This is a genomic window from Microbacterium deminutum (genome assembly GCF_039530205.1).
Taxonomy (GTDB): domain Bacteria; phylum Actinomycetota; class Actinomycetes; order Actinomycetales; family Microbacteriaceae; genus Microbacterium; species Microbacterium deminutum.
In genome coordinates, this window is sequence record NZ_BAAAOG010000001.1 from 657,416 (window position 1) to 679,212 (window position 21,797).

Below are 21,797 nucleotides of genomic sequence, written 5' to 3' on the forward strand. Positions count from 1 at the left end.
ATTGCCCACACGCACGACTGTTAAGCCTAACCCAGTCTGCCGCACCGGCTCTCGGCACGGTGAGGGACCGCCGCGAAAGATCTCGCAAGCTTATGCGCACAGGAACAGTCACTACCCTTGTCGGACATGGAGTTCTACGGTGACGCGCCCGATGTCGATCTGACCTACTCGGACGTCTTCCTCGTCCCGCGCCGATCGTCCATCACGAGCCGCCTCGACGTCGATCTGTCACCTGGCGACGGCACGAGCGCGACGCTCCCGCTCGTGTCGGCGAACATGAACTCCGTCACGGGTGCGCGCCTCGCCGCCACTCTCGCGCGCCGAGGCGGTCTGGGAGTGCTCCCCCAGGACATGCCGCTGCAGGAGCTCGATGCGGCGATCCGCTGGGTGAAGGCGCAGCCGGTGCAGTGGGACACGCCTCTCGTGCTGCCGCCGGAGGCGACCGTCGCGGATGCCGCACGGCTGCTTCCGGCCACCGAAGGACACGGCATCGTGGTCGCCGACCTCGACACGGTCGCCACACGGGCCATCGATCCGGCGGCCGTGGCCGGACCTCTCGGCATCGACGACATCCTCGGCGTCGTACCCGCGACGCGGCTCGGCACGGCACTTCCCGACGCGCGCCTCGGCGACCTCGCGCGCGGGCGCACGGCATCCGTCGACGCCGACGACATCGAGAGCGCACGCCATGCCTTCGACGTGATCGTCGCGGCCGGTGCAGAGACCGTGTGCGTGCTGCATCACGGGCACCTGGTCGGCACGCTCTCTCGTCGCAGCGCGCTGCGGACGACGCTGTACCGGCCTGCGGTCGATGCCTCGGGGCGGTTGAGCGTCGCTGCCGCGATCGGCATCAACGGAGACGTCGCGGCCAAGGCCCGTGCGCTCGCCGCCGCCGGCGTCGACGTGCTGGTGGTTGACACCGCGCACGGTCACCAGGAGGGCATGCTCCGCGCACTCCGGGCGGTCGCCGACCTCGATCTCGGCATCCCCATCGCCGCGGGCAACATCGTCACAGCAGAGGGCGTGCACGACCTCGTCGCCGCGGGCGCCGACATTCTGAAGGTCGGCGTCGGCCCCGGTGCCATGTGCACGACACGCATGATGACCGCCGTCGGGCGACCCCAGTTCTCCGCGGTGATCGAGACCGCCGAGGCCGCGCGGATCATGGGCGCCCACGTATGGGCGGACGGCGGCGTGCGGTACCCCCGCGATGTCGCACTCGCGCTCGCCGCGGGTGCGGCATCCGTGATGATCGGCTCGTGGTTCGCCGGCACGATCGAGGCTCCGGGCGAGCTCCAGCTCGACGCGGCCGGTCGGGCCTACAAGGAGTCGTGGGGCATGGCGTCGACGAAAGCCGTGCACGAGCGGTTCGGGCGGCTCGATCCCTACGAGCTCGCGCGCAAGGAGCTCTTCGCCGAGGGGATCTCGTCGTCCAGGATCTATCTCGATCCGCTGCGACCCGGGCTCGAGGACCTGCTCGACATGATCACGTCGGGGGTGCGATCTTCGTTCACCTACGCGGGCGCCTCGACGGTCGCGGAGTTCCACGAGCGGGCACGCGTGGGCCTGCAGTCCGCGGCGGGCTACGAAGAGGGCAAGGCGCTGCCCGTCAGCTGGTGATCTCCGGATGCCGCGGACCCGGCGTCACCCTTGGTGACGGCGAAGGAGATCGAGGACCTCGGGGCTGCGAGGGGCACCGAAGGTGCGGAGAGCGGACGCAGGGACATCCGAGGGCCGGGCGCCGGTGTACAGCCACTCGTCGAACAGCCCGTCGAGCTGCTTGCCTGACATCTTCTCAGCCAGAGCGATGAACTGCGCGGTCGTCGCGTTCCCGTTCGCGTGCTCCCGATGCCAGCGGGGAAGGAGCGCAAGGAACGTCTTGTCGCCGATCGTGTTGCGGAGGGCCTGCAGCGTCATCGCCCCGCGAAAGTAGACCGCAGTGTCGAAGAGCAGATCGGTCCCTGGATCGCCGATCACGACCGACCAGAACGGATCGTCGGCGGGGATGGCGTTGTAGTACAGGTCGAACAGCTGCTGCGGAGTCTCGGTGCCCTCGTGCGCGCTCCACAGCCACTCGGCATAGGTTGCGAAGCCTTCGTTGAGCCAGATGTCGGACCAGCGCTCGAGCGCGACGCTGTCGCCGAACCACTGGTGGGCGAGCTCATGCACGACGACGGCGTCCCCGCTCTGCTGCGTCGTCCAGAAGTCCTTGCTGTAGACCGGCCGCGTCTGGTTCTCGAGGGCGAAGCCGAGACTCTCAGCGTCGTCCACGATGCCGCCGCTCTCCGCCCACGGGTAGTGGCCGAAATACCCCGAGAGGAAGTCGATGATCTCGGGCTGGCGGGCGAACGACGCCGCGACCTTTCCGCCGGTGGGCGGCGCACCGACGGTCGAGGGTGCCCAGTCGCTCTCGTTTCCGGGGCTGCCTGACGGTGCCCCCGGCACGGTCCAGCCGTCGAGCGCGTCGCCGTCGTTCTCGAACGAGGTGGATCCGTCGCCGCCCGGTGCGACGACATCGTCGATCGCGACCCCGTCGTGCGGATAGACGTAATCGGTGACGAACGCGATGGCGACGTCCACCTTGGTGCCCGCGTACGCCGAGAGGTCGAACGCCCACCGCTCCCAGCCGTCGTCGGCGCCTGTCGCCGCCCACCACTCACCGGTGGTGCCGGTCGGCAGGCAGTGGTCAGCGTCGGTTCCGGAGAGATAGTGCTCGAGGAACGGATGCAGGGGGACGAGCTCCGAGCACAGCCCGTGCCCGCGGTCCTGCGTGAGGAATCCGGTCGTGTCGGGGAGGGTCGTCCAGTCGTCGGTGCCCGACGGCGCCACTTCGAGGAAGGCGTAGTCCCAGCCCTCCTCGATGTCGCGGTCCACCCAGAACGACAGCTCGGGCGATCCGGGATCGACGAGGATCGTGCGCTCCAGCCGCTTGTACGCGTTGTCCGACGAGCCCGAGTACGCGAACGAAGTGCCGGTGCGGGCCGCCACGGTGGGGCTGTTGAGATCGGGATCGATCGCGTCCCAATAGCGGATGCCGTTCGCGCGGTACGCGTGGACATCGAACTGTCCGATGGTCGCCGTCGCGAGGTAGCTCGCCATCGGTTCGTCGGTGTTCCACAGCCAGATCGATTTCGTTCCCCGGTCGCGGTGCGACAGCAGTCGCCCGTTCGAGATCGCCTCGAGCCCCTTGGGAACCGTGATCTGGATTGTGTACAGAGCCTTGTCCGACGGGTGGTCGTTGACGGGGAACCACGACGAGGCGACGCGCGGCTCTCCGACGACGAGCGCCCCGTCGTCGGTCGTGATGAAGCCGGCGCCGTCCAGCGACACCGGGACGCCCGAGTACGTCACGATCGTGATGAAGGGCAGGTTCTTCTTGAGCGGGGTGTTGGGCCTCACCGTCAGCTCGCCGCCGGACCGGGTGAATCCGGCGGGGCGGCCGTTGACGTTGACGGCCGAGACCTTGAGCCCATCGAGGTCGAGATTGAAGGTGGGCAGGGCTTTGCTCGCGGTGGCGGTGATGACCGCGCGACCCGTGAGGAAGTGGGTCGACGGCTGGTACCCGATGTCGAGCGCGTAGTGGCGCACGTCGTAGCCCGCGTTGCCCGCCGTCGGGTAGTAGGGATCACCGACACCCGAGGCGGGTGCACTGCGCGCCGCGTCCGCCGCGAGCGGCGCAGCCGCCGTCAAGGCGACCCCCAATACGATCGCGATCGCGGCTCGCATGCGCGGTCGGTTCGTCTTGGTGCTGCGGTCCATCGCCGCACCCCCCGTTCAAGGCAGAGACGCGCTCATAGTGGCGGCCGTCATGCCGCACGTCAAGAGGCGGATGAGCGCCGGACCGCCTCTCGCCGCGTTGGATGACGCCGTAGACTTGGCGCCACGATGGACGACCCCCCCAGTTGCAGACCCTCGCCCCACCGACCCGCCCCCGGAACGAATCGGGGTGATGCGTGATGGACTACGTCATGCTGGGCGTGGGGCTCCTGCTCACAGTCGGGACAGGGCTGTTCGTCGCGAGCGAGTTCGCGCTCGTCAACCTCGATCGCGCGGACCTCGAAGCGCGACGAGAGGCCGGCGAATCCCGGCTGTCGCTGACGATCAGCGCGCTCAAGATCACCTCGACGCACCTGTCGAGTGCACAGCTCGGCATCACGCTGACCACCCTGCTGACCGGCTACGCGCTGGAGCCGGCGATCTCAGACCTGCTGCGACCCGTCTTCACGGCGTGGGGGCTGCCGACCGGGCTCGTCTCGCCACTCGCCGTCTTCATCGCGATCACGCTGGCGACGATCGTCTCGATGATCCTCGGCGAATTGGTGCCGAAGAGCTTCGCGCTCGCCATCCCGCGGCAGACGGCGAAGCTGGTCATGCCGTTCCAGGTCGGTTTCACCACCGTCTTCCGACCCGCGGTCACGGTGCTCAACGGCAGTGCCAACGGCGTCCTGCACGCCATGGGCATCGAGCCAAAGGAGGAGCTGTCCGGCGCGCGCACCGCGGAGGAGCTGTCCAGCCTCGTGCGCCGCTCCGCAAGCGCGGGCGTGCTGGAAGAGGACACCGCGTCTCTGCTCAACCGCAGCCTCACGTTCGCCCGGCTGACAGCGGCGGATGTGATGACGCCGCGGCCCAGCATCCATGCCGTCGCCGCCGGCGAATCCGTCGAAGAGGTGATCCAGCTCGCCCGCCGCACCGGGCACAGCAGGTTTCCCGTCTACGACGACTCGATGGACGACATCACCGGCATCGTGCACCTCAAGGCCGCTGTCAGCGTGCCCCGGCATCGGCGGCGGGATGTCCCAGCCGCGGCCATCGCGACCGAGCCGCTCCGCATCCCCGAGGCCGTGCACCTCGACGCTCTGGTGTCGGAGCTGCGGGCCCGCGGGTACCAGATGGCGATCGTCGTCGACGAGTACGGGGGCACCGCGGGAGTCGTGACGCTCGAGGACCTCGTCGAGGAGATCGTCGGCGAAGTGCTCGACGAGCACGATCGGCGACGCGCAGGCGTCGTCCGTGCCCAGGGTTCAGTGATCTTCCCGGGGGAGCTGCGACCTGACGAGGTGCTCGATCGCACCGGCATCCGCATCCCCGAAGACGACGTGTACGACACTGTCGGCGGGTTCATCATGAGCGTGCTCGAGCGGATCCCGGTCGTCGGAGACACCATCGAGGTCGAAGACGGCACCCTCGAGGTGCAGCGCATGGACGGCCGTCGCGTGGAGCGCGTGCGATTCACCCCGGCGCCGATGCCGGCGGACGGCGGATCGGCGAGCGAGGGTGGTGAGCGCCGGTGAGCGACTGGGCCGGACTGGCATGGCTCGTCGTGCTGCTCGCGTTCAACGCCTTCTTCGTGGGCGCCGAGTTCGCGGTGATCTCGGCGCGGCGCTCGCAGGTCGAGCCGCTCGCCGAGAAGGGATCGCGGTCGGCGAAGACGGCGCTCTACGCCATGGAGCACGCGACCCTCATGCTGGCGACCTCGCAGCTGGGCATCACGATCTGCTCGCTGCTGATCCTGAATGTCTCGGAGCCCGCGATCCACCATCTGCTGTCGGGGCCGCTCGGGCTCACCGGCCTGTCCGAGACGGCCGTCGACGCGATCGCGTTCATCGTCGCGCTGGTCGTCGTCTCCTATCTGCACGTCGTGTTCGGAGAGATGGTGCCGAAGAACCTCGCGTTCTCGGTTCCCGATCGCGCCGTGCTCATGCTGGCGACCCCACTGGTGTGGGTGTCGAAGGTCTTCCACCCGGTGATCGTGTCGCTGAACTGGATCGCCAACCGAGTGGTGCGCCTCTTCCGCGTCGAGCCGAGGGATGAGGCGGCGTCGACCTTCACGCTCGAGGAGGTCGCCACGATCGTCAACCAGTCCCGCATCGAGGGCGTGCTCCACGACGCGGCGGGCACGGTTCGCGCGGCGGTGGAGTTCACCGACAAGAAGGCGAAGGATGTCGCGGTGCCGCTCGCTGATCTCGTCACGCTGCCCGAGTCGGCCACGCCTGAGAAGATCGAGCGCGCGGTCGCCAAGCACGGGTTCTCGCGCTACGTCATCGTGGGCGCCGACGGCGCCCCGCGCGGATATGTGCACCTCAAGGACGTCCTGCAGGCCGCGGAGGGTCCGGATGCCTCGACCGAGGTCGTTCGTCCCATCCCGGCCAAGCGCATCCACGCCATGGTGCCGGTGCTCGAAACGACCGATCTCGAAGACGCCCTCGCGCTCATGCGCCGTGCCGGAAGGCACCTCGCTCAGGTGCGAGACTCCACGGGCCGCACGACAGCGGTGCTCTTCCTCGAGGACATCATCGAAGAGCTGATCGGCGAGGTGCAGGACGCGACGCGTCGCGGCGGCTTCGGTCGTTGAGCGAGGGAGCGCAGCGACCGAGACGAAACGCTGGGGCAGGCGGGCATGGCCGTGTGGCGAGGTGCGGCGCGTTTCGACTCGCTTCGCTCGCTCAACGACCGGCAGCCTGCTTCGGCGCGTTTCGTCTCGCTTCGCTCGCTCAACGACCGGCAGCGCTGCTTCGGCGCGTTTCGTCTCGCTTCGCTCGCTCGAGGACCGGGGCGTCAGCGGCGCGCGCGGACGTACTGCACCGGCCAGTAGTCGATGTCCGCGCCGAGTTCGGATGCCGCTCGCAACGCGTAGTGCGGATCCCTCAGCCATTCGCGACCGGCCATCACAGCATCCGCCTCGCCCGCGGCGAGCACCTGCTCGGCCTGCGCGGCGTCATCGATCATCCCGACCGCGTTCACCGGCACTCCCGCGACGCGGCGCACATGGGCGGCGAGGGCGACCTGGTACCCCGGGCCCACGGTGAGCTGCTGGTGGGCGACGAGTCCGCCGCTGGAGATGTCGAAGAAGTCCGCGCCACGCCCAGCCGCCCAGCGTGCGACCGTGGCCGTCTCGTCGGCATCCCATCCGCCCTCGGCCCAGTCCGATGCCGAGAATCTGACGAAGAGCGCGGCGTCCGGGGCGGCGGCGCGCACGGCCTCGGCGACCCGCAGCAGCAGACGCGCGCGGTTCTCGAGGGAGCCGCCGTACTCGTCCGCACGATGGTTCGACAGCGGCGAGAGGAACTCGTGGAGCAGATAGCCGTGCGCCGCGTGGATCTCGATCACCTGGAATCCCGCCTCCGTGGCGCGGCGCGCGGCCGCGGCGAAATCGTCGACGACGCCGTCCAGCCCCTCGAGGTCGAGAGCCGCGGGCACCGCGAACCCGTCGAAGGCGATGGGCGACGGACCGAGCGCCTGCCACCCGCCCTCCTCGGCGGCCACCGTCCCGCGGCGATCCGAGAACGGAGACCACGTCGAAGCCTTTCGTCCGGCATGCGCGAGCTGGATGCCGGCGAGGGCACCCCGGGAACGGATGCCGCGCACGATCGGCGCCCATGCGTCGCGATGCGCGTCGCTCCAGATGCCGGTGTCGTCGGGCGAGATCCTGCCCTCGGGTGAGACGGCGGTCGCCTCGGCCATGACGATTCCCGCACCGCCCGACGCGAACTGCGTGAGGTGGGTGTGGTGCCACTCCTGCGGGATGCCGTCGACCGCGCTGTACTGGCACATCGGAGCGACCCAGAGTCGATTGCGCGCGGTGAGGCCATGGACGGTCAGGGGAGTGAACAGCAGGCTCATCGTGGGGTGCTCCGCGGGTAGTGTGGCGCCATGGCCGGGTTCTGGACGCTCGAAGACGCCGGACGCGTCCTGCGAAGGCCAACCGCGACCGACGACAAGTATTCCCGAGGCGTGGTGGGGATCCGCACCGGCTCGGACGCCTATCCGGGCGCCGCGGTGCTCGGCGTCGAGGCGGCCTGGCGCGCAGGCGTCGGCATGGTGCGCTATCTCGGACCGCAGCGCGCCGCGCATCTGGTCCTCGCCCGCCGCCCCGAGACGGTCACGGCCGACGGACGGGTGCAGGCGTGGGTGATCGGGTCGGGGACGGATGCCGCGACCCGGCCGCACGACGAGACGGCCGCGCTGCGCGGCATCCTCTCGGGTCCGCACCCGGTGGTCGTCGACGCCGGCGCGCTCGACCTCGCTCGCGGCGCACCCGCTCCGCGGATCGTGACCCCGCATGCGGGTGAGCACGCGCGCCTGCGCTCCGCGCTCGGCCTCGATCCCGATGTGGCCGACAGCGACGATGATCGGGCGGCGGCCGCGCACGAGACCGCCGCAGCCCTCGGCGCGACGGTGGTGCTCAAAGGAGCGGTGACGATCGTGGCTCAGCCCGACGGCTGGACTGTTCGCGTGGCCGCGGGCACCCCATGGCTTGCGACAGCCGGCACGGGCGACGTGCTCGCCGGCGTGATCGGCGCGGTCGTCGCCGGCGGCGAGGCGCGCCGCGAGGCGGGCTCGGGCGACGCCCAGCGGGGACCCGACGTCGCGACCGGGGTGTGGCTGCACGGACGCGCCGCGACGCTCGCGGCTGCCGCACTGGGCCCCGCGGGCGGACCCATCACGGCGCTGGACGTCGCCGCAGCGCTGCCGAAGGCCGTCGCCGAGGTCCTCGCGGCCCTGTGACGCCGCAGTCACGTCGGGCAGGGGCGGTGCTCCGCCCGCCCGTAGGATGTCAGGGTGTCGAGGCGGGCGGGACTGTGGATCGCGTTCGCTGTCGTGCATATCGCGGTCGCCGTCTTCGGATTCCTGATGCCGAACCAGCCCATGGGCGATGTGTACTTCGTGTACGAGCCCTGGTCCCAGCAGGCTCTCGACGGCCGGGGCATCGTCGGGATCGACACGTCCTGGGTGTACCCGCAGCTGGCTCTGCTGCCGATGCTGCTGGCATTCGGCATCCGCTGGATCGCCGGCTACGAGATCGCGTGGGCCATCATGGTCACCGCTCTGAACGCGATCGCGTTCGCGCTGCTCATCGGCCGGGGCCGCTCCGCAGGGCGCTCGACGGCCGCGGTGTTCTGGCTCGCATACGTCGCGCTGCTCGGACCGATCGCCATGTATCGCATCGACGCCGTGACGGTGCCCCTCGCGGTCGCCGGCTGCCTCTGGCTCGTCGGGCGGCCGTGGGTCGCCTCGGTGCTGCTGACGATCGCGACCTGGATCAAGGTGTGGCCGGCGGCCCTCCTGGCCGCGGCGATCGTCGCCGTGCGGCGCCGGGCGGCACTCGTCGGTGGGGCGCTCGTCGTCAGCGCGGCGGTCGTGTGCACGGTGATCGCGCTGGGCGGCGGAGCGCACGTGCTCGGCTTCATCACGGACCAGACCGGCCGCGGGCTGCAGCTCGAGGCGCCCATCAGCATGTTCTATCTCTGGCGGGCGGTCGCGCATATCCCGGGTTCGTTCATCTACTACGACCGGAAGCTGCTCACCTTCCAGGTCACGGGGCCCGAGGTCGACGTCGTGATCGCCCTGATGACGCCCATCCTGATGCTCGTCGTGATCGCGATCACCGTGCTGGGGGTGCTCAAGGCGCGTCGCGGCGCGAGTTTCGCGGCGCTGTTCCCGCCGCTCGCCGTCAGCCTCGTGCTGGCGCTCATCGTCGTGAACAAGGTGGGCTCTCCGCAGTACCTCACGTGGGTGATCGCGCCCATCGTCATCGGGCTGGTGATCGATCGCCGCCGGTGGTGGGGCATCGCCTCAGCGGCGCTGGGAATGGCGCTCCTCACCCAGCTCGAATATCCGCTCCTCTACGGCTACCTGCTCGTCGCCGACCCGGTCGCCGCCGGCGTGCTGACCGTGCGCAACCTGCTCATGATCGCACTGCTGGTGTGGTCGATCGTCCGTCTCGCGCGCGTGCCCGTACGGGCGCGGCATCCCGTTTCCGAACATTCCGCCACCTGAACCGGAGGTCGCTATGCTGATCGCCTTCTCCGTCGCCCCGAGCGGCGACGGATCCGCCGACGGATCCGTGCACGACGCCGTCGCCGCCGCAGTGAAGATCGTCCGCGCGAGCGGGCTGCCCAGTCGCACGACCTCGATGTTCACCGAACTCGAAGGGGAGTGGGACGAGGTCTTCGACGTCGTGAAGCGAGCCACCGAGGCGGTGTTCCCGTACGGCTCGAGGGTCTCGCTCGTGCTCAAGGCCGACATCCGGCCGGGGTTCTCCGGCGAGCTCGACGGCAAGGTCGAGCGTCTCGAAGCGGCCATTGCACGTCCCGACGACAGCGGCTTCGAAGCGGTGTGACAGCTCGCGTCGAATCGATTCGACACGATGCCGCTCCGCACAGTAGCATGACCGGATGACCTCCTCGACCTTGACGAGGGGTGCGGCGATGTGGGCGCTCCTCTCCCTCGCCATCGGCAGCTTCGGCATCGGCATGACCGAGTTCGTCGTGATGGGGCTGCTGCCCGACATCGCGACCGGCATGCTTCCGACCGTGTGGGCGACGAGCCAGGAAGACGCGATCGCGCAGTCGGGGTGGCTCATCACGTTCTACGCGCTGGGCGTGGTCGTCGGCGCGCCCACCATCGCAGGGTCCGTCGCGAGGTACCCGCGGCACAAGGTGATGATCGGCCTGGCTCTGGCGCTTACCGTCTTCAACGCCCTCACCTTCCTGCTCCCGACGTTCGAGCTCGTGGCAGCATCGAGATTCCTCGCCGGGCTGCCACACGGCGCGTACTTCGGCATCGGCGCCCTCGTGGCGGCGGACGTCCTCGGACCGGGCAAGCGTGCGCAGGGCGTGTCCTTCGTGCTGACCGGCCTCACCGTCGCGAACGTGGTGGGCGTGCCGCTCGGCACCTACCTCGGTCAGCAGGTGGGGTGGCGGGCAGCCTTCGTGGTGGTGGCGGCGATCTTCGCCCTGGCGACGGTGTGCATCGCACTGTTCGTTCCGCATCACCCCGGAGATCCCGGACGCACGCTGCGCGCCGAACTCAAGGTCTTCCGCATCGGCCAGGTGTGGCTGGCGCTGGGCGTCGGCGCCATCGGCTTCGGCGGCTTCTTCGCCGTGTACAGCTACGTCGCCCCGATGGTGACCGAGATCGCCGGCTCTCCGGCGTGGGTCGTGCCGATCATCCTGATCCTGATGGGGATCGGGATGACCATCGGCAACCTGGTCGGGGGTCGCCTCGCCGACGGGAACCTCACCCGCACGCTGTTCGGCGGGCTCGTCGGCCTGGCCGTCGTGCTGACGCTGCTCGCGCTGACCTCGCAGTGGATCTTCGCGCTCGCATTCTTCGTGTTTGCGACGGGCTTCGTCTCGTCGGTGCTGAGTCCGACGATCCAGACACGGCTGATGGATGTCGCGCAGGACAACCAGTCGATCGCCGCGGCCCTGAACCATTCGGCCCTGAACATCGGCAACGCGCTCGGCGCATTCCTCGGCGGCCTCGCGATCGCCGTCGGATGGGGCTTCGCGGCACCCGCCTGGGTGGGTGTCGTCCTGGCACTGGGTGGTCTCGGCATCGCGCTCGCGAGCATCGCGCTCGAGCGCTCGCGCGTCGCCGTTCCGGCGTAGCCACCGCGCGCGCCGCGGTCCCTTAGCCTGTCGAACGGACGGTGGCGCTTCGCCCGGGCCGCGTGCGCGGCCGCGGCGGTGGGCGCCGTAGAGTGGGCGGATGCCGGACCCGCTGTCGCCTGCCGAGCAGGCACGGCGCGCCCTGTCGGATGCCATGGGAGACGTCCGCGCGCGGGTCGAGTCCGACCTGACCGACCCGGCGATCCCCGTCGCCGCGACGGTCGTGCTGCTGCGGGACGGGGCGGACGGCCTCGAGGTGCTGATGATCGAGCGCCCCGACCGGGGCTCCTTCGCGGGAGCCTGGGTCTTTCCCGGCGGCAAGCTCGAGCCCGCCGATCGCGGCCCGATCGGCGACGCGACGGCGCCCGAAGAGGCGGATGCCCGCCGCGCGGCGGCGCGTGAGACCTGGGAGGAGACGGGACTCGAGGTGGCGGCATCCGATCTCGTCACGCTCTCGTGCTGGGATCCACCGCCGGGGCTGGCGCTGCGGATCCGCACCTGGTTCTTCCTCGTCGCGGCGCCGGCTGCCGAGCTTCGACTCGAGCCCGGCGAAGCGGTCGCCGCGGAGTGGCTGCGACCGGCCGATGCACTGCAGCGGCAGGCACGTGGCGAACTGACGCTCTACCCGCCGACCTGGGTGACGCTGCACGGGCTCAGTGCGGCGCACGATGCGGCGGCGGCCCTGGCGGCGGCCCGCCTGGGCGAGATCCGGACGTTCGAGACGCAGGTGCGGCGCGGCCCGGCCGGCCCGGTCTTCTACTGGAGAGAGGATGCCGAGTACCACGGCGATCTCCCGGCTCCGGCATCCGGACCTCGTCATCGGCTCGAAGTCGGCCTGACTCCGTGGGTCTACACCGTCCGCGACGGATGAACGGTTCGCTAGGCTGACCCCCGATGGCGCAGGCCGGGGGGCTCCGACGCGACAGGGTGGCGATGGCGATCGTCGCACTGGTGATCGCCGCGCTCGCATTCGCGATGATCCCGAGTCTGTCGATGGCTGTGCCGATCGTGCCCTTCACATCGCGCTTCTCGACGGACGACAACGGCACGATCTCGATCTTCGGCAACAACCTCCTGTCGTGTCCGACCACCGACAGCCGCTGTGCGGGGGCGCGGGCGGGCACGACGAGCGTCAACAACAACAGCTTCGCGATGCAGAACCTCGACGCCGACACGGTCGCGAGCACGTTCAACTCGTCGAGCGTGGGCGTGACCGCGCCGCCGAACTCCGAGGTGCTGTGGGCTGGTCTGTACTGGGGAGCGCGGCTGTCGCGCGCGACCGGCGGGACGGCCGGCGTGGGCGATCGCAAAGTGATGCAGCTGCGGGCGCCCGGCGCGGGCTACGTCCCCGTGAGGTCGCAGGTGGGTTTCGGTCCCACCGCGGGCGACCAGGCGTATCAGGAGTTCGCGGACGTGACCGCCCTCGTCCGGGACGCCGGCGCGGGCACGTACTGGGGAGCGAACGTCGTGGCGGGAACAGGCGAGGACCGCTATGCGGGCTGGTCGCTCGTCGTCGTCTACCGCGCGCCGGGGCTGCCGCTGCGCAATCTCACGGTGTTCGACGGGTTCGCAGATGTCGGCCGCGACGAACCGCAGACGGTGAACCTGTCCGGCTTCCGCACGCCGGTGTCGGGCCCGGTCGAGACGCAGCTCGGCATGGTGGCCTACGAGGGCGACTTCTCGACCTCCGGAGACAACGCCCGGCTGAACGGCACGCTGCTGTCGACCACTCCCCTCTCGAGCGGGAGCAACTTCTTCAACGGCACGAACGACGACAACGGGACGAGCGTGCAGAATCGCGCTCCGGCCCACCTCAACATGCTCGGCTTCGACGTGAAGAACCTGGCCGCGAGCGGCATCCCGAACGGCGCGACGAGCGCGACGATCTCGCTCGAGAGCACCGGCGACCGGTACTTCCCGGGTGTCGTCACGACCGCCATCCGCCTCTTCGCGCCCGACTTCACGACGAGCTCCAAGACGGTGTCGAACCTCGCCGGACGCAGTCCCGCGCTGCCGGGTGATGTGCTCGAGTACACCCTGACGTATCCCAATACGGGCCAGGACCCCGCGACCGGCTCGTCGCTGGTCGACACGCTGCCGCCTGGCACGACCTTCGCCTCCGCGACGCCCTCGTCGGGGACGTGTACGGGGGCTGCCCGCACGCTGACGTGCTCGATCGGCACCATCGGCGTCGGCGCGACGTGGCAGGCGACGGTGCGCGCGACGGTCGAGCCCGAAGCCGCCGGCACGACCCTCTCGAACGCGGCGACGCTGGCATATCGCGCGGCGACGCTCGGACGCGACTTCGTCTACACCGTGGCCCCCGCCGTGATCGACGTGGATGCCGTCGCCGACCTCTCGCTGACCAAGACGATGTCGCCCGATCCGGGTCTCGCGGGCGGGCGGGTGACGGCCGTGCTCACGGTGGGCAATGCCGGGCCGAGCCCCGCCGCGAACACGGTCGTGACCGATCAGCTGCCGGAGGGAAGCACGTTCGTGTCGGCCGATCCCGGTCAGGGCACCTGCGCGGCCGCATCCGGTGTGCTCACGTGCGAGCTCGGAACGGTGGCCGACGGCGCCACCGTCGAAGTCGAAGTGGTGCTCGGCGTGCCGCCCGGATACGCCCCGGACACGCTCGTGAACGTCGCGTCGGTGCAGTCCCCTACATCCGATCCGGACGGCTCCGACAACTCGTCGGGTGCCTCCGTGGCCGTCACGCGTGCGGCGGACCTCCGCGTGAGGAAGACCGCGTCGCCCGCGACCGTGGTGCCCGGTGAGAATGTCACCTTCACGGTGACAGTCGTCAACGACGGACCATCGGATGCCGTCGACGTCCAGGCGACCGACACGATCAGCGACCCCGCGCTGGCGATCACCGGCGCGAGTGCGCCGGGTGCCACCTGCACAGCGGGTGCCGACGTCGCCCAGTGTTCGCGGCCGCTGCTGGGTCCGGGCCAGTCGCTGGCGATGACCGTCACGGCTCGGCTGTCGGCCGATGCCGCCGAGGGGTTCGCGATCGCCGATACGGCGACAGCTGCGTCATCGACCGCCGATCCCGACCCCGCGGACAATTCGGACACCGCGACCGTCACGACGGCGGCGCCCGCGGCCGACCTGTCGACCAGCAAGGTCGGAGGCGATGCGATCGCCGGCGGCCAGACGTCGTACTCGGTCACCGTGACGAACAACGGGCCGTCCACGGCCGCCGCCGTGACCGTCGAGGACCTGCTGCCCGAGGGCCTGACCGCCGTGAGCGTCGCGTCCTCGCGCGGGGACTGCACCACGGACCAGCCGGTCACGTGCGATCTCGGGGCGCTCCCCGGGCCGGACGCATCGGGCACCCTGTCGACGGCGACGATCACCGTCATCGCGGACGTCGCTCCGGATGTCGCCCCTGGGTCCATCGTGAACGGCGCCGTGGCGGCATCCGCGACGAGCGACCCCGTCGCGGCGAACAACACCGGCACCGCGACGACGACGGTCTCCGCCGTCGCCGACGTCTCTGTCACGAAGACCGCGACGCCCGTGCAGCCGGCGGCCGGCGAGGATGTCACGTTCACCGTCACGGTGTCCAACGCGGGGCCCAGCGTCGCGGCGGGAACGGTGCTGACGGACGCACTGCCGCCGGGCCTCACCCTGCTCGGCGTCGATGCACCGGTCGGCGTGGCGTGCGGCGGGGCGCCGACGCTCACGTGCGAGATCGGCTCGGTCGCCCCCGGCGCGTCGGTGGTCATCGCGGTGCGCATGAACGTGCCGTCGGATTTCGATCTCGATACCGGCGCCGTCAACACCGCGGAGGTCGCATCCGACACCCCCGATCCGGCGCTGGGGAACAACACCGCGACGACCACGATCACCACCCGCGCGATCTCGGACCTCTTCGTGCTGAAGTGGGACACCACGGACTTCCCGACGAGCGATCAGCCCCAGCCTCTCAACGCCGGTCAGACGGTGACGTACCGTCTCGCGGTCGCGAACCTCGGACCGTCGGATGCCTCGTCTGCGCGTGTCGTCGACACGCTCCCGCCGGGCGCGACGTACGTGTCCTCCGTCCCGGAGTGCTCGTTCGCGCCTCCGAACCAGGTCGTCTGCGACCTCCCCACCGTGCCGAACCAGTTCGCCGCCGTCTTCCCCATCGTCGTGCGCCTCGACAGCGATCTGCCGGATGGCGCATTGCTCACGAACTCCGCGACGATCGAGCTGACGGATCCGAACCGCGTCGACCCCGTCTCGTCCAACAACTTCGCCGCGCGGACGAACCCCATCGCCACCCTCGCCGATCTGAATGTGGCGAAGCAGACGTACTCGCTCGAGCTGCCTGACCAGACGTTCACGATCCCGTCGGCGGCTCCCGCCGGCACCCCGACCGGCTACCTGATCGACGTGCGCAACAACGGTCCCTCCGTCGCCCGTGATGCGGTGCTCGTCGACTCGTCGACGATGACGGACTTCCTCGTGAACACGATCACGGTGATCCGGCCCGGGCAGGACCCCGAGGACATCACGGCGCAGTGCTCGTTCGCGGGCGGGGATCTGCAGTGTCCCCTCGGCGACCTCCCGGTCTTCGCCGCCGGTGATCCATCGTGGCGGATCCAGGTGGACGGCGTGACCCTCTCCAGCGCCGTCGCCGGGGCGTACACGAACACCGCGACCGTCACCTCTCCGACGCCCGATTCCAACGCCGTCGACAATGCCGCCACGGCGCCCATCACGGTGACGGATCCGGTTGCGACCCTCACGATCGACAAGTCCGTCCTCGGGGGAACAGACGTCGATCAGGACGGCCGGCCCGACATCGTTCCGGGAGGACCCTTCGCGTATCAGCTGACCGTCGAGAACATCCTCGACCCCAGTCGTGAAGGAGCATCGGACGCGCCCGATGTCGTCGTCCTCGACACGCTCCCCGCGGGCCTGGTGGCGACGAGCGCCACCAGCACCCAGGGGACGTGCGACATCACACCGCCGAGCACCGTGACCTGTCAGCTCGGCACGGTTCTCGGTCCCGGTCGAGTCCCCGCGCCGCCACCCGTCGTGATCACCGTCGCCGGCAACGCGGCGCCGTCGCTGAGCACCGGCACCGTGCTCACGAACTCCGCGACGGTGTCGTCGCCGATCTCGGCGGACGCCACCGACTCGGTTTCGCAGACCGTCATCGCCCTCGCCGACGTGTCCGCCACCAAGGTGGCCGACACCCCCGTCGTGGCCGCGGGCTCCGCGGCGAGCTTCAGCATCGTGGTCACCGACGCCGGGCCTTCCGACGCCGAGTTCATCGACATCGCCGACATCCTGCCGCCCGAGCTCGTCTTCGATCCGGCGGGCTCCGATCCGCGATGCAACCTCGCGACCGAGGGCGCCATCACGTACGTCCAGTGCCTGATCGGCACGATCCCGACGGGCGAGAGCCGCACCGTGCGCCTGTCGGCCAAGACCTCACCCGGCCAGGCGCCGACGACGGTCACCAATGTGGCGTTCGCCGCGTCGCAGATCGTGGGCGGCGACTCCGACCTGGAGAACAACCGAAGCGAGGCATCCGTCGACATCATCGCCCAGGCGGATCTCGTCGTCACCAAGATGGCGGATGCCGAAAGCCGCGCCGTCGGTGAGGTGGTGACGTACACCGTCGCGGCCACGAACGCGGGGCCGTCCGATGCCGCGGACGTCGTCCTCACCGATCCCGTCCCGGCGGGACTCGAATTCGTCTCCGCGGAGGGCGGCGACGGCGTGACGTGCGCCCTCGACGGGACGACTGTCGTCTGCACCGCTCCCTCAGTGCCCGCCGGAGACGCGGCGACGGCGACGATCGCCCTGCGCCTGCCGGTCGGCCTCGAACCCGGGCAGATCTCGAACACCGTCACGGCGACCACCTCGACCTCGCCGCCCATCGGCGACGACTCCGCCACCGCGGTCGTGAACGCCTTCATCCTGGCCGACACGTCGATCGTCAAGTCGGTGGTGACCGAGAACCCTGTCGCAGGCGAGCCGGTCGTCTTCGCGTTCGATGTCGTGAACAACGGGCCGCAGTCGGCGCCGAAGGTGATCGTCAGCGATGCGCTGTCGGCGGGAATGACCTTCGTCTCGGCCCAGGTGCCGGGCGGCGGCTCGTGCGCCGTCACGAGACCCGAGGGCGTCGACATCGTCACCTGTGCCCTGGGCGCGCTCGACGTCGGCGAGACGACGCGGGTGCTGATGACCGTTGCGACGGATGCCTCGCTCGAATCCATCTCCAACGGGGCGCTCGTGGGTGCGTCGGCACTCGACGAGGCGAGCGCCGACAATTTCGACGAGATCACGTTCGCACTCGCTCCGCCGGAGAACCCTGAGCCCTCCCCGACACCGACGCCGACTCCGACCCCCGCGGGTGGCGGGGACGGCGGAACGGGTGCGCTGCCGCCGACCGGCGGCAGCGTGCCGTTCGCCGAGATCGGCTTCGGCTTCCTCGCACTGGCGATCGGGCTCCTCCTCATCGAGTGGAGGCGCCGGCGCGGGTCGGACTGAGTGTCCCGATCCGCGCTCGTGGCGCGGTCGGCTTGCGCCGCGACGTCAGCTCTCGAGCAGCCTCCGCACGTGCGCGCCGACGGCCCGGGTCTCGATGAGGAAGCCGTCGTGGCCGAAGTCGCTGGTCAGCACGACAGCCCGGTCTCCGTCGAGGGCGGTGCGGATGCCGCGCGCGATGCGGTGCTGCCCCTCGATGGGGAAGAGCCGGTCGCTGTCGATGCCGAGCACGAGCGCGGTCGCGGTGATGCGTGCCAGGGCGTCCTCGACGCCGCCGCGATCGCGTCCGACATCGTGCGAGCTCATCGCGTCGACGAGGATGATGTACGAGTTGGCATCGAAGCGGCGCGTGAACCTGTTGCCGTGGAAGTCGAGGTAGGACTCCACTGCGAAGCGGCCGCCGTGCCCGAGCGGGCTGACCGGCGACTGCCAGGAGCGCTGGAACCGCTGGTTGAGCTCGGTGGGGGAGCGGTAGTTGAGCAGCGCCATGCGTCGGGCGAGCGCGAGCCCCCGGTTCGGGCCGTCGCCGGCATCCGCGTCGTAGTACTCGCCGCTCTGGAAGCGGGGGTCGATGCGGATCGCCTCGAGCTGCACCGAGTTCAGCGCGATCTGGTCGGCGGTGTTCACCGGTGGGGTGGACAGGATGCCGACCCGCGCCACGCGGTCGGGAAGCCCGGCCGCCCATTCCAGTGCGTGCATGCCTCCCATCGACCCGCCGAGGACCGCGGCCCAGACGTCGATGCCCAGCGCGTCGGCGAGGCGCACCTGCGCGGCGACCTGGTCGCGGATCGTGAGGTACGGGAACCGCGACGCCCATTCGTAGCCGTCGGGCCCGATGCTGGCGGGTCCTGTGGAGCCCTGGCATCCGCCTAGCATGTTCGGCGCCACTACGAACCACCGCTCGGTGTCGATCGGTGCGCCGGGGCCGACGATGTCGCCCCACCATCCCTCGGTCGGATGCCCCGGACCGGCCGTGCCGCGCACATGGCTGTCGCCGGTGAGGGCGTGAAGCACGAGCACGGCGTTGTCGCGGGTCGCGTTGAGCTCGCCCCACGTCTCGTACGCCAGACGGTAGGCGGGAAGCTCGCGCCCGCCCTCGGTGCGGAACGAGCCGAATGCGGCGAAGCGCCGGTCGCCCGCCGGGTCGCCGTCCCGCCACGCGCCGGTGGCGGGCGGGCGTCCGAGCAGCAGCCGGGCGTCGGCCTCCGTCACCGGTGCCGAGGGCACGGTGTCTTCGGAGGTCTGCCAGTCCATCGGTCCATTGTCGCGGGTCGGGGCGATCCGGCGATCACGTGTTACGCCGGCGCACGCCCGAGGCCCCATTCGACAGACACGACACCCTTGGCACGGGGACGCCGTCGCTCGAAGTGACGCCCCGCGCTTCGTCGACCTGGCACGCGGGAACGCCGCCCGGATGACTCCGAGCGGCGTTCCTGGACCGTCAGGCCTCGAGCGAGAACCCGAACAGGTCGCGGTTGCGCCACGGGCCGCCCGGCGTGATGGTGCGGTCGCTGGCCCACAGCGTGAGCACGTACCCGCAGGCCGCCATGGGGCCCACCAAGCCCAGGACCGGGTCCACGTGGACGCCCGTGTCGAGCTCCCACGTGCCGTTCGCCGCGGTGGTGATGGCCGGGAACGCGGTCGGGCCCGAGAACGTCGGCACGTCGCCGAGCGCCGACGAGGCCGGCTCGAGTTCGAACCAGATCTGCGAGAGGTGCTCGTCTGATACCGCGTACGTGCCGCGGAGCTTCTCGCCGAGCTTGAACCGCTTGCAAGGCCCGGTCGGATCCACCGTTCCGTCGGCGTGTACGACCTCGGTGATCGCGAGCGCCACGGCGGGCGCCGTCTCATCCAGGCGGATCGTGACCAGCTGACGGAAGGTGCCGTCGGTGCACTGCAGGATCTGCGCGGGATACTCCGTGCCACCGGCATCCTTCGACACCACCTCGATGTCCCACTTCCCCGCGCCGAGCGCGATGGTCTGCCACGGGTAGAGCACGTCGCCGTAGACCGTCCGATACCCGGCGCCGGCCATGTTGCGGTCGACGAGGTAGGGGAAGAATCCGTCGGCATCGGCAGTCTGCAGCTGACTGTAGGACTCGGGGAAGGTGGTGCCGATCCATCGCGTGCCACTCACCCAGAACGGATCGGACAGGGTCGCCCACGCCCCGGTGCCGGACGGGCTCACCCGCACGCGATACCGCATCTGCGGAGCCGCCACGTCGGGCGCATCAGGAATGAACCCGGAGATCGTCACGACACCGCCGAACGGGCTGTCGCCCGCCGTCGTGCGGCCATCGGACTGGTCGACGTCGCAGACGCTCACACCGCTGACGAAGTCCAGCACCGGGCGGAGCGCCGACAGTGCGCCCACCGGCAGCTGGATCGTGGTCTCTTCGCGGTTGCCCCATGTCGGCTTCCAATCCGGGTTGCCCGCCGGCGGCGGAGTGCTCCAGGACAGGATGGCACGGACCTTCGGCTCGACCGGCCCTGCGGCACAGTCCCGCCGATGGGTCGTCGATGCGAGCGGCAGGTAGACCGCGAACCGCAGACCTCCATCAGGAATCGTCTCGTCGTGGACGACGACCCCCGCTGTGCCGACGTACGACCAGCCACCGCCCCAGTCGACCCAGAACGCGACGTACTCGACGCTGCCCGCGGTGCACGGGCCGCCACTGTAGCCGTTCGGCTTCTTGACGGTGAGCACGCCGACGAGGGCATCCTCCACCGGGTCGTAGCCGATGCAGCCGAGCTGCTCATAGGAGGTGTCCCCGTCGGTGCTCAGGAGCGTGCCGATGATCTTCGCGAGGTCGATGCCCTGAAGTTCGGGGATCTGGAAGATCGGCGACTGCTTCGGGATCGGAATCGGAATCGGCGGCACGGGCACCGGGATCGGGATGGACGGCACGGGGCCGCCGATCCCCGGGCCGGCGATGAGCGGGCCGAAGCTCAGCGGCGCGATCGGTGCAACCGGGGCGATGCCGATGCTGGCCTTCGCCGCGTCGATCCCGATCTCGTCGAAGATCGCGGGTGCGAGGAAACGGTGAGGTTCGACATCCGTCCCGGCGTACGTCTTCGCGAGCTCTCCGACGGACAGCGTCTCGGCCGCCTTGAGCGTCACCGGAGCCTCGAGGTCGATCTGTGCGAGGACGGCCTCGGGCAGCTTGACCTTGGTGTTCTCGAGGAATTCCCACCACGGCGGCAGCTTGGTCGTACGCGGAGCGACCGACACCGTGACGACATTGCCCCAGATCGGGGTGTAGTCGGGGTCCCCGGCCGTGGGCGCGGTGTTCCACGACAGGATCGCGCGGACGACAGCCGGCCGCGCGAACAGACACCAGTAGTGGTTCAGGGGTGCGACCACGTTGACCGCGAAGTCGAGTGGTCGAGCGCCCGCCGAGTCGTGCACGGCGAACGAGTCCATCCCGGCGTCGGTCCAGGTCGCTGCGCCGTCGTAGCTGACGAAGAAGCGCACGTACTCGCGGGAGCCGGCGCTGCACAGTGCGCCGCCGTAACCGCTCGTCTGGTTCACGCGGACAACGGCCTCGAGCTGGTCGATCGTCGGGTTGAGCCCGACGCAGGTGACCTGCTCGAACGTCACGCTCGCGGCGATCTTCTCGACGGGCTTGAAGGGCGCGTCCGGGATCGTGCCGAAGTAATTCGGGTTTCCCATCAGGAACGCTTTCGCGCCGCTGCGCAGCCCGAGCTCCTTCGCGCTCACTTTCGTGACCTGCTTGAGCCCCGTTCGCGACTTCATTTCATCTGCAGGTGGCATCTCCGCCTCCTCTTTTCCGGCATGGCGGGATGCCACGCCCTTCGCGAGGAGGAGGGCGCAGCGTGCGTCGCTGATACAAGGCCAGCCAGCCGTGGTGAGCGCCGGCTCTCGCGAGTGCCGGATGCCGCACGCGGCGG

The 21,797-nt window shown here is 70.1% G+C and carries 13 protein-coding genes; 9 read left to right on the plus strand and 4 right to left on the minus strand.

Annotation, left to right across the window (positions count from 1 at the left end):
- Positions 1-126: 126 nt before the first annotated feature.
- A complete protein-coding gene (gene guaB1, locus ABD212_RS02845; RefSeq protein WP_344090984.1) occupies positions 127-1,620 on the plus strand; it encodes a GMP reductase in 1,494 nt (497 codons plus the stop codon).
- A gap of 24 nt (positions 1,621-1,644) precedes the next feature.
- Here guaB1 and ABD212_RS02850 read toward each other — a convergent pair whose 3' ends face one another.
- Positions 1,645-3,759 carry a M1 family metallopeptidase gene (locus ABD212_RS02850; protein WP_344090986.1) on the minus strand — a complete coding sequence of 705 codons (2,115 nt, stop codon included), beginning with the start codon at positions 3,757-3,759 and terminating at the stop codon, positions 1,645-1,647.
- A 197-nt stretch (positions 3,760-3,956) separates the two neighbouring features.
- Here ABD212_RS02850 and ABD212_RS02855 point away from each other — a divergent pair, with 197 nt between their 5' ends.
- Together ABD212_RS02855 and ABD212_RS02860 are read left to right on the plus strand one after the other, a co-directional pair.
- Complete coding sequence (locus ABD212_RS02855; protein ID WP_344090988.1) at positions 3,957-5,291, plus strand: hemolysin family protein; 1,335 nt, start codon at positions 3,957-3,959, stop codon at positions 5,289-5,291.
- Positions 5,288-6,352 carry a hemolysin family protein gene (locus ABD212_RS02860; RefSeq protein WP_344090990.1) on the plus strand — a complete coding sequence of 355 codons (1,065 nt, stop codon included), beginning with the start codon at positions 5,288-5,290 and terminating at the stop codon, positions 6,350-6,352. Before ABD212_RS02855 ends, ABD212_RS02860 begins: the two co-directional genes overlap by 4 nt.
- A 203-nt stretch (positions 6,353-6,555) precedes the next feature.
- Here ABD212_RS02860 and ABD212_RS02865 read toward each other — a convergent pair whose 3' ends face one another.
- A complete protein-coding gene (locus tag ABD212_RS02865; protein WP_344090993.1) occupies positions 6,556-7,620 on the minus strand; it encodes an NADH:flavin oxidoreductase/NADH oxidase in 1,065 nt (354 codons plus the stop codon).
- A gap of 30 nt (positions 7,621-7,650) precedes the next feature.
- On the opposite strand from ABD212_RS02865, the gene ABD212_RS02870 reads away from it, so the two are divergent.
- The 6 genes from ABD212_RS02870 (at position 7,651) to ABD212_RS02895 (ending at position 17,888) form a co-directional block, all read left to right on the plus strand.
- Positions 7,651-8,505 carry an ADP-dependent NAD(P)H-hydrate dehydratase gene (locus ABD212_RS02870; RefSeq protein ID WP_344090995.1) on the plus strand — a complete coding sequence of 285 codons (855 nt, stop codon included), beginning with the start codon at positions 7,651-7,653 and terminating at the stop codon, positions 8,503-8,505.
- A 54-nt stretch (positions 8,506-8,559) separates the two neighbouring features.
- Positions 8,560-9,777: a hypothetical protein gene (locus ABD212_RS02875; RefSeq protein ID WP_344090997.1), complete on the plus strand. Its 1,218-nt coding sequence runs from the start codon at positions 8,560-8,562 to the stop codon at positions 9,775-9,777.
- Between the two features lie 13 nt (positions 9,778-9,790).
- Entirely contained in the window at positions 9,791-10,120 is a 330-nt protein-coding gene (locus tag ABD212_RS02880) for a thiamine-binding protein (RefSeq protein ID WP_344090999.1), read from the plus strand.
- Between the two features lie 55 nt (positions 10,121-10,175).
- On the plus strand, positions 10,176-11,393 hold the full coding sequence (locus ABD212_RS02885; RefSeq protein WP_344091001.1) for an MFS transporter: 1,218 nt from the start codon (positions 10,176-10,178) through the stop codon (positions 11,391-11,393).
- A 100-nt stretch (positions 11,394-11,493) separates the two neighbouring features.
- The gene (locus ABD212_RS02890) at positions 11,494-12,264 is read left to right on the plus strand and encodes an NUDIX hydrolase (protein WP_344091003.1); all 771 of its coding nucleotides are present in this window, start codon (positions 11,494-11,496) and stop codon (positions 12,262-12,264) included.
- 23 nt (positions 12,265-12,287) lie between these two features.
- Positions 12,288-17,888, plus strand: coding sequence for a hypothetical protein (locus ABD212_RS02895; protein ID WP_344091005.1), 5,601 nt, complete (start codon positions 12,288-12,290; stop codon positions 17,886-17,888).
- Positions 17,889-17,933: 45 nt separating this feature from the next.
- On the opposite strand, the gene metX is transcribed toward ABD212_RS02895, so the two are convergent.
- Both metX and ABD212_RS02905 read right to left on the minus strand, forming a co-directional pair.
- Complete coding sequence (metX, locus tag ABD212_RS02900) at positions 17,934-19,139, minus strand: homoserine O-acetyltransferase MetX (protein WP_344091007.1); 1,206 nt, start codon at positions 19,137-19,139, stop codon at positions 17,934-17,936.
- A 187-nt stretch (positions 19,140-19,326) separates the two neighbouring features.
- Positions 19,327-21,660 (minus strand): hypothetical protein, encoded by a 2,334-nt coding sequence (locus ABD212_RS02905; RefSeq protein ID WP_344091009.1) that lies wholly within the window; start codon positions 21,658-21,660, stop codon positions 19,327-19,329.
- Between the last annotated feature and the right edge of the window lie 137 nt (positions 21,661-21,797).

What these genes read in the sequence shown, in the direction of transcription:
- ABD212_RS02850 (WP_344090986.1), bottom strand. Translation starts at nt 3,759, where the DNA reads ATGGACCGCAGCACCAAGACGAACCGACCGCGCATGCGAGCCGCGATC.
- ABD212_RS02865 (WP_344090993.1), bottom strand. Translation starts at nt 7,620, where the DNA reads ATGAGCCTGCTGTTCACTCCCCTGACCGTCCATGGCCTCACCGCGCGC.
- ABD212_RS02855 (WP_344090988.1), top strand. Translation starts at nt 3,957, where the DNA reads ATGGACTACGTCATGCTGGGCGTGGGGCTCCTGCTCACAGTCGGGACA.
- guaB1 (WP_344090984.1), top strand. Translation starts at nt 127, where the DNA reads ATGGAGTTCTACGGTGACGCGCCCGATGTCGATCTGACCTACTCGGAC.
- metX (WP_344091007.1), bottom strand. Translation starts at nt 19,139, where the DNA reads ATGGACTGGCAGACCTCCGAAGACACCGTGCCCTCGGCACCGGTGACG.
- ABD212_RS02895 (WP_344091005.1), top strand. Translation starts at nt 12,288, where the DNA reads ATGGCGCAGGCCGGGGGGCTCCGACGCGACAGGGTGGCGATGGCGATC.
- ABD212_RS02885 (WP_344091001.1), top strand. Translation starts at nt 10,176, where the DNA reads ATGACCTCCTCGACCTTGACGAGGGGTGCGGCGATGTGGGCGCTCCTC.
- ABD212_RS02890 (WP_344091003.1), top strand. Translation starts at nt 11,494, where the DNA reads ATGCCGGACCCGCTGTCGCCTGCCGAGCAGGCACGGCGCGCCCTGTCG.
- ABD212_RS02870 (WP_344090995.1), top strand. Translation starts at nt 7,651, where the DNA reads ATGGCCGGGTTCTGGACGCTCGAAGACGCCGGACGCGTCCTGCGAAGG.
- ABD212_RS02880 (WP_344090999.1), top strand. Translation starts at nt 9,791, where the DNA reads ATGCTGATCGCCTTCTCCGTCGCCCCGAGCGGCGACGGATCCGCCGAC.
- ABD212_RS02905 (WP_344091009.1), bottom strand. Translation starts at nt 21,660, where the DNA reads ATGCCACCTGCAGATGAAATGAAGTCGCGAACGGGGCTCAAGCAGGTC.